The sequence below is a fragment of the Methanocalculus natronophilus genome, from assembly GCF_038751955.1.
Taxonomy (GTDB): Archaea; Halobacteriota; Methanomicrobia; order Methanomicrobiales; family Methanocorpusculaceae; genus Methanocalculus; species Methanocalculus natronophilus.
Window position 1 is genome coordinate 67,971 of sequence record NZ_JBCEXH010000008.1, and the last position, 7,378, is coordinate 75,348.

General features: G+C 52.7%; 8 protein-coding genes. 1 reads left to right on the top strand and 7 read right to left on the bottom strand.

Features of this window, described 5'->3' with window-relative positions:
• Positions 1-180: 180 nt before the first annotated feature.
• The 7 genes from mcrA to mobB all read right to left on the bottom strand — a co-directional run bounded on the left by mcrA (position 181) and on the right by mobB (position 7,149).
• Positions 181-1,887 (bottom strand): coenzyme-B sulfoethylthiotransferase subunit alpha, encoded by a 1,707-nt coding sequence (gene mcrA / locus ABCO64_RS08930; RefSeq protein WP_343089324.1) that lies wholly within the window; start codon positions 1,885-1,887, stop codon positions 181-183.
• Between the two features lie 6 nt (positions 1,888-1,893).
• Entirely contained in the window at positions 1,894-2,655 is a 762-nt protein-coding gene (gene mcrG / locus ABCO64_RS08935) for a coenzyme-B sulfoethylthiotransferase subunit gamma (RefSeq protein ID WP_253460206.1), read from the bottom strand.
• Positions 2,656-2,684: 29 nt separating this feature from the next.
• The gene (gene mcrC, locus ABCO64_RS08940) at positions 2,685-3,308 is read right to left on the bottom strand and encodes a methyl-coenzyme M reductase I operon protein C (protein ID WP_253460208.1); all 624 of its coding nucleotides are present in this window, start codon (positions 3,306-3,308) and stop codon (positions 2,685-2,687) included.
• Position 3,309: 1 nt separating this feature from the next.
• Complete coding sequence (gene mcrD, locus ABCO64_RS08945; protein WP_253460210.1) at positions 3,310-3,780, bottom strand: methyl-coenzyme M reductase operon protein D; 471 nt, start codon at positions 3,778-3,780, stop codon at positions 3,310-3,312.
• 24 nt (positions 3,781-3,804) lie between these two features.
• Complete coding sequence (gene mcrB, locus ABCO64_RS08950) at positions 3,805-5,112, bottom strand: coenzyme-B sulfoethylthiotransferase subunit beta (protein WP_343089325.1); 1,308 nt, start codon at positions 5,110-5,112, stop codon at positions 3,805-3,807.
• A 312-nt stretch (positions 5,113-5,424) separates the two neighbouring features.
• Positions 5,425-6,345 carry a 4Fe-4S binding protein gene (locus ABCO64_RS08955; protein WP_253460214.1) on the bottom strand — a complete coding sequence of 307 codons (921 nt, stop codon included), beginning with the start codon at positions 6,343-6,345 and terminating at the stop codon, positions 5,425-5,427.
• Positions 6,346-6,465: 120 nt separating this feature from the next.
• Positions 6,466-7,149 carry a molybdopterin-guanine dinucleotide biosynthesis protein B gene (mobB, locus tag ABCO64_RS08960; RefSeq protein ID WP_253460216.1) on the bottom strand — a complete coding sequence of 228 codons (684 nt, stop codon included), beginning with the start codon at positions 7,147-7,149 and terminating at the stop codon, positions 6,466-6,468.
• 180 nt (positions 7,150-7,329) lie between these two features.
• Between mobB and ABCO64_RS10980 the strand changes: the two genes are divergently transcribed.
• Positions 7,330-7,378: hypothetical protein (locus ABCO64_RS10980; protein WP_425463697.1), on the top strand; the 49-nt coding region annotated here is incomplete at its 3' end.

The window sequence follows — 7,378 nt, forward strand, 5'->3', positions numbered from 1 at the left end:
CTTCTCCATATCCGGAGTACTACGTGTGGACATAAAAGACTTGGTAGTGATTGAGTTAAAGGTTTCGAAATATTGCTGAAAACGGGCAGTCTCACTCGTCTCTTCAAAGAAATCCTCTGATTCTCAGACCCGTTCTTCAGTTCATCTTTCATTAGATAAAAAAAAAGTTGGTTGTTGGTTTTACTTCGCGGGGATGATGAGCGAGCGCTCGCCTGCTGGCATGTACTCGCGGATCGCACCGCGTGCAAACTCCTTCCTTGGTTCGGAGAAGTCGAACTTCAGGGCGGGGTCTGCGAAGCAGATCTTGATCAGCGGGGAGAGTGTCCAGCCATCGCCACGTCCGTAGTGGGATGCACCTGCAATTGCTGCGTATTCTCCCTGGTGACCGACATTCATTGCATAGTTTGGATAGTTTGGTCCACGGAACTCGCCGATACAGCCTTCGTCAGGCCGGACAGAGAGCGTGTTTGCTGAACCACACTGGTCCTGCAGGTCGTAGCCGAAGAATCCAAGACGTGACCATCCCTCTTTGTGCATGAGCATCGAGAGGTACCAGCCGTTCAGACCGGCGTTTGAGTTTCCGGTTGCAATAGCAGTCGAGATACCGGATGCTGCTGCGAGGACACTTGCACGCTGGGAACCGCCGAAGTGGTCTTCCATGGTTGTCGGATAGGTCTCGTACATCTCCATACCATTGAGGTTGACCTCGGTTGCGATGTCGTTGACGATCTCCTGGGTTGGCTTGACCTTGTCGTTCGGGTTCGGGTTCTGCCAGTCGACTTTGTACTTGTCCTTGATGTAGTCCATACCATAGTAGGTGAACTCATCGAGGATGTTGTCGGTGTATGCGGCTGTTGCATACTGGGTGAACCCGACACCGCCGGACATGTAGGAGCCGAGCCAGATCTGGTCAAAGAGCATTGCACCAGCACCGACGACCTCTAATGTGGCTTTTGCGGGGTCGTTTGGATATTTCCGGTCTGCCTGGATCATGTCGGCGAAGTTACCGAAGAGGATACCACCAGGCTCGTTTGGACCACGGGCACGGCGGGCAGGCAGGTGGGAAGCCATCTGGATGACACCAGCGTGCTTTGCGGCGTAGGAGAGGTCAGCGACTGCTGCTTCACCTGCGCACATCCGGTATGCGCCGATAAAGGACATACCGATCTGCATGGCGGACCACCGGGAGGTTGTTCCACCATCACAGGTGCGGGAGACGGATGTCGGGATGTGGACGCACTGCCAGAGCGACTTGCCGACAGCTTTCATCAGGGCATCTGCCTGCTTCTTCGGGAAGAGCTTCTCGACGTTGATAATGAACTGTGGCTCGATATCGTCTGCAAGCTCGGAGTCTCCGGTGAATACCTTGACGTAACAGTCATCGGTAAGTGCCGGGTGGGTCTCAACCATGTGCTCCTGGACAACAGCTGCTCCGGGCATTGCGTGGTTGACGACGTGGAGGTACTCGTTGATTGTCTCTGGAGTAACTTCCTTGCCAAGACGCCTCTGCAGGGTCTGGTGTGCAAGATCCATGTTGACAATAACGGTTCTCCGGATGTCGTCCCAGAACTGCTGCATGGCAGCGTTGTTGACGAAGTGGAGGTCGTCACCCTCGACGAAGGTTCCGGTGCCGGAGACCTCGTAGGTCATCAGCTGGCGCTGACCGAGCGGGATACCACCAAGGTGGCAGCGTTCCGGGTCATACATGGAAAGACCACGGTCTTTTGAAATCTTCTCGGTTGCTGCAAGGAACTCCTTCTTTCTTGGGGACTGCTGCAGGTCGCCCCAGTTGAAGTACTGGGCCTTTGTTGATTCTACATCCTGTCCTGGGAACTTCTCCTTCAGTGCCTTCAGGAAGAGTTTCTGTGCTCTCTCAATCTTTGCCATTTTTCATCACTCCTTTGGCATGTATCCGTATTTTGTTCTCAGGCTGTGAATCCGCTGGACATACTCAAGGTATTCTGTGTCATTGCGGAAGGGGTTCCCACCAAGGACATGGAAGATGGTCGTGTTGTCTCCGAGCCACTTCTCGTCCATGGGCTTGCCAACTGCGACTTTCCTGTCTAGCGGCTCACCGATCTGGTTCTTGACATATTTGACAACACCGTCATCCTCGAGGAGGCACCTCTGCAGCATGTCAAACATCATCCCGTTCTCAGCAAGACGGAGCGAGTGTCCATGCACTGTTGCACCGCGGATACCAGTACGTGCCGGGTCGAAGATATTGGTCGATACGAGTTCCTTTGAAATCTGTTCAAGGTCACGCTCACGGCACTCGACGATCTGACGTCCTGAGAGCGTACCCGGGTCGATACCACGGTAGCGGTATGCCTCGGTGTAGGTTCTCTGGTACGGCTGGGATGGTGCGTTAAACATCGAGTCGGCAAACTGGATGTACCTGACACGATCTCCTGCCTTTGCTCCCTCGGTTGGGGCAACGATCTTTCTGATCGGGCAGTCCGGCTCACCCTGCTCTGCAAGTGGCGGGTGTGCGGTTGGGTATGCCTGACCTGGTGCACGGTGTCCGAGAATAAGGACAATGTCCTCATCGGTTACATCGCGAATCTTTTCAAGTTTAACGGCCGGGTTCATCTGGTTCCGCCGGTTCTCGGCGACCTTGGATGTTCCCGGGCCATACTGTGGTTTGTATGCCATGAATAATTCACCTCAGTGAAGGTTTCCCTTCATGTTTTCTTTATTGTTCGTAATACTTCACGGATGACATCTGCCAGCTTTTCCCGTGTCGGTGTCTGCCCACGCGTCACCCCGCTTACGATTGCGACGACAGTACCTTTTGTCAGGATCGCATCATCACGGGGCATAACGAATGCCGTCTTCACGCCTTCCCGTGCGAGATCTTCATAATCGATCGGCGCCTGGGAGACGACGACTGCATTGATATCGCATGCCTCCAGGATGCTTCTGGCCTTATGCACAACATGTGACCGGACATTGCCCATGTGGAGAACAGCGACCCTGTGCCGTTCGATCTGTTCAACCTCACGGTACGTGAGGCCGAAGTTCGAACCGATTGCTGCTCCTCCGAGCTTTCCTGCATCTGCCGGAATGCCGCTGCCCGCGTTCAACACCAGGGTGCTTACGCTGTATTCGACCCCCTGCTGCCTGAGTGCTGACGTGATATCGCAGATCGGCTTTGTGACATGCCTCCGTCCGGGAGACATTGCCACCACGATGACGTCCGGGTACCGGCACTCGGAGATCGTTCCTCGCTGGGCGAGTGATCCTCCTTTGCCCATTCCCATGGACTGGCGGCAGTCGACGACCTGTGTCACACGTCCGATTGGCATGTTACTTGTTTCCCTGCAGGATAATCGGTCTGGTTTTGCTCTTTGGGTCAACCATGCCGAGAATACGTTCATCCTCGACAACACCGTATTTTGCATAGTCGGTCATGGTCATGCTGGAACGCATGAATTTACCCTCCTGGAGGGTATGGGGTAACTCTCTGAAGGCCGCCTCACACGCGGATCTGATCTCAGGTATGGTGGATGCATCTTCAAGCTCAAGAAGAATTGTACCAACATGGACCTGCAGTTTGATCGTCTCACCCATCACCTCGATCTCCCTCCTGAATGCAATCACATTGGGTGTACCTCGAGCAGGCCCATAGGGGACAATCTCGGGTAACCGTGGACCGTTGAAGACGATCCGCCTGATGCCGCCGAGGGCGAGGATCCGGTTTGCCAGATCCTCGACTGTATCGGGGTTGAGGAAACGTGCGGGGACGATTCGTACCTGTGGATAGCTGGTGTCTGCCATTGTAATCCTTGGTTTCTGACGGGATTATACGGCTTTTGCAATTGCCTGGATTGGCTTTGCAAATTCTTCGACCTGGCCGAAGGTGTCACCATAGATCTTCGATGTGCTCTCTGGAGAGAACATCTGGGTTCCTGCATCAAGTGCACATGCAGCGACGATACAGGGGATACCGACACCGGCTGCGTGCCTGGTGACGACGTGGTTTCCGTTGAAGATACCTGGTCCTCCACCACCATAGATCGAGTGGCTGAAGAAGGAGAAACCAACTGCAACACCCATTACACGGCCGTAGTCACAGCCTGGGAGACCGGTCTCGTGCTCAAGCAGATCGTTGAAGTACAGGAGTGTTGAAGAGACTGCCTGTGCGAAACGTCCTGCACCACAGTTGACCATGGTTGCTGCCATTGTACCTGCTGCTGCATAGGCATTCCAGAGCATCGGGTCCTTCGTGTCATAGAACTGGAAGTATCCGCCCTTCTTGCCGGGTGCAATAACCTTGTCCTCAAGTGCACGCTCGACAAGTGACTGGACAACGGTACCGATGGTTCCGTTCTGGCCGTTTGCCTTGACAAGGTCATAAACAAGGTTGTTTGCGTTTAAGCCCTGGTAGGCGTAGAGGAGCAGCTGTGCACGCTCGAAGGGACCGATTGCGGCGCCCATCTCGAACTCTCCTGCCTGCTCGAAGGTGGCTGAGAGTGCTGCACCCTGCATTGCGTTCTTTCCGGTCATCATGACGGCGTGGTTTGCCGGGATGTTCCGGAGTGCGTACCCGAGACCTTCGTTGTTCTGTGGAATTGAGAGAATTGAAACAACATTTCCGCCTGATGGGTCCATCGTCTGCGGGTAGGTTCCCCAGATGGCTGCCTTGACGGTGTTTGCATCAAACATGTCCACATTGAACTGCTCCATGATGGCATAGGTTGCAGCAGATGCAACAGAAGTGATTGCGGCATCATAGGTGGATGCTGCATTCAGACGTGCAGTCGGTGCCTCGACAAGGAGAAGACCGCCGTTCTTGAATGGCGTGATCTTTGTGTCGTCGCCGTCCTGTACCTGCACCATCTCTTTGATCTTCTCTGAGATTGCGCCTGAGTTCTTGACGATGTCAAGATCAAGCTCACGGCCAAGGATCTGCTGGTGTTTGCCGATCTTTCCGGTCTTGAGTGCTTCCTCAACTCCGCCAAGGTTGACGGCAACCGTCCTCTTGGTCAGGTTGATCATCTTCTGGATAGCAGGGTTCACAAGCGGGCTGACTTTCTCAAGTGCAACACCGCTCTTCAGGAGCTTTCCTGCATCGTCATACAGGTCGATTGAGTCTTTAAATTTTGCCATGTTTTTTCCTCCAAATACCGTTTGATTCGATTCGTTCCGGTCATTGAGTTACTGAATACTAAAAGGTGTCACTGAAACAGGTTCTGATGATGATTGGCACGTCCCCTCTGGGACACTCGAATATTCCTTATGTCAGGATATAAGGTTTGTCTTTTCTTCCTGAGTGGGTTTTATATAAAAAATAGTGAAATAAAATGGCATTTTGGGACAATCTTCAAATATTGGAACAAATTTGTCTTTTCTATCGGAAGTTAGTGTTAATATTTGAGAGGGTTTGTATGATTCTGTATGTTCATATGGAGAAGTTTCAGTCTACAAATCTCTGCGCTCTGGGATATGTGTACTTTCTGGGCCTGATACGACAAATTCTGGCGAAATGGCGCCTATAACGTCTTTTTTCAACCTGTCAAAACCGATGTCGTCGAGCTGATCGCCGAGGAGTTTTCCGTCCCATGCCTTCCGGTAGATCCACGTGACGACCATATCGATTGCGGTATGCAGAACCTCTCTGTCGTTGACCGTGACGAGGGTTCGTCCAACCGTCGGATGACGCCCCCGCTTTCCGCCAACAGTGATCATGTAGGCGAGGGGGTGGCCTTTGAGGATATGGAATGGGCAGATGTGGATGCAGTTGCCGCAGTCAATGCACTTTTCGCGGTTCAGCACAATATCGCCGCTCTTCACGACAAGGGCGCCTTCCTTGCAGTAGTTCACACATGTTCCGCACCCGGTGCAGAGTCCGGGATCCCGGATCGGCTGCCGGATGCCGGAGATGCCGATCTCACAGAGGCGTTCCGAGACGCAGCTGTTTGGACAGGATGCAACGGCAATCCTGACTCGAATCGGCATATTTTTCCCAAAATACTTTTTATCGATCTCCTGTGCAACAGAAATTGAATCTATGTTTGCAAGCCTGCACCGATCTGTTCCCGGACATGCGGTAATATTGACTATCTCCTCACGCTCTGATCCAACAGGTGTCCCGTTTGCCTCAAGTGCCTGTCCAACGTCTTCGAGATCCCGTATCTTTACATGGGGGATCTCAAATGTCTGCCTGACAGTCAGGTGAGCGCTTCCATCACCAAACCGTGATGCGATATCTCCTATCCCTGCAAGCTGCGCTGTGGTGGCTATGCCAGCCGGTAACCTGACCCGGACAGTACAATAGTCTTTTGTATTTTCGGTGATCACACCGCCGCGGGTGTGCATCCCTCTGTCTCTTTCTATCTCCATATAATATCCTCAGCTTTGTATGAGTCATTATATGGGTAAAATATTTGGCTTTGAGGAAAACACCACAATCGGCAAGAACTGCCAGTGTGTCAGGGGCGTGAAATGTACCGTTGCCCTGTTTCATCCCACCTCTTCTGCGCCTTTCTGCAGTGCAGCTGCAACAGCAGTTGCTGTTCTACCGGCAACAGCAAGGCATCCCCTCTGTTTCCTGCCTGAACTGGAGTCCGGGTCAGGGAGAAGCGATCCTGTTGTTCCAACCACTCCTGGACAGGTGCGTGCTGCTGCTTCCACCCGGCATATCTCCTCTCCTGATATGCTGTCAAAAATGAGCAGGGCTCCGATCATCTCCGGGCCTGCATTCCTGAGAAGGTTTCCAAGCACTCGGGTGGGTGTTGTCCAGATTGGAAACCTGCTGAGGTTACTGAGGATCTCCTCAGGCGTGGGGTCCCTGAGCAACGCCTCCGCTCCCGTGACATCACCAAGTGCGACACCGGGAATTGGAGCTGTCTTGAAGCCTTCAACAATGCAGAAATCCGCTCCCCGGTTCGCTGCTGCATCGAGTGCAGGATTGAGATCAGCAATTCTCAGGATAGTGACACTTTTCTCACTATCGATGCCTGTACTGCCGGACGCTCCGGACTGGAAGTGTACGGTTGTGTCTTTTCCCTCCTCCAGGGTGAACACATGATGGCCAAGGTGTTTTATGGTTTCAACAGAACCTCTTGAAGCAAGCTGCCTGCAGAGTGTCTCTGCAAGGTACGTCTTCCCGGTATTTGAGGTTCCAAAGATATGAATGACAATCATCTGAATCGTAGAGATTGTATCAATTGATCAGGTATTAGTCTCTCTGCCGGACTGCTCAGGAATGTGAGGGTGATGGGGGGGTTTTCCACCGTTATTCATCAGATTTTAGAGAAAAATGGCTATGTATAAATACTCAGGATTCTCAAACCTTAGAGTGTCCGAGGTAAATTAACCATGGCTATGAAGTATGTACAAACCACCTGCCCCTACTGCGGGACAGGCTGCAGCA

What these genes read in the sequence shown, in the direction of transcription:
- mcrA (WP_343089324.1), bottom strand. Translation starts at nt 1,887, where the DNA reads ATGGCAAAGATTGAGAGAGCACAGAAACTCTTCCTGAAGGCACTGAAG.
- mcrG (WP_253460206.1), bottom strand. Translation starts at nt 2,655, where the DNA reads ATGGCATACAAACCACAGTATGGCCCGGGAACATCCAAGGTCGCCGAG.
- mcrC (WP_253460208.1), bottom strand. Translation starts at nt 3,308, where the DNA reads ATGCCAATCGGACGTGTGACACAGGTCGTCGACTGCCGCCAGTCCATG.
- mcrD (WP_253460210.1), bottom strand. Translation starts at nt 3,780, where the DNA reads ATGGCAGACACCAGCTATCCACAGGTACGAATCGTCCCCGCACGTTTC.
- mcrB (WP_343089325.1), bottom strand. Translation starts at nt 5,112, where the DNA reads ATGGCAAAATTTAAAGACTCAATCGACCTGTATGACGATGCAGGAAAG.
- ABCO64_RS08955 (WP_253460214.1), bottom strand. Translation starts at nt 6,345, where the DNA reads ATGGAGATAGAAAGAGACAGAGGGATGCACACCCGCGGCGGTGTGATC.
- mobB (WP_253460216.1), bottom strand. Translation starts at nt 7,149, where the DNA reads ATGATTGTCATTCATATCTTTGGAACCTCAAATACCGGGAAGACGTAC.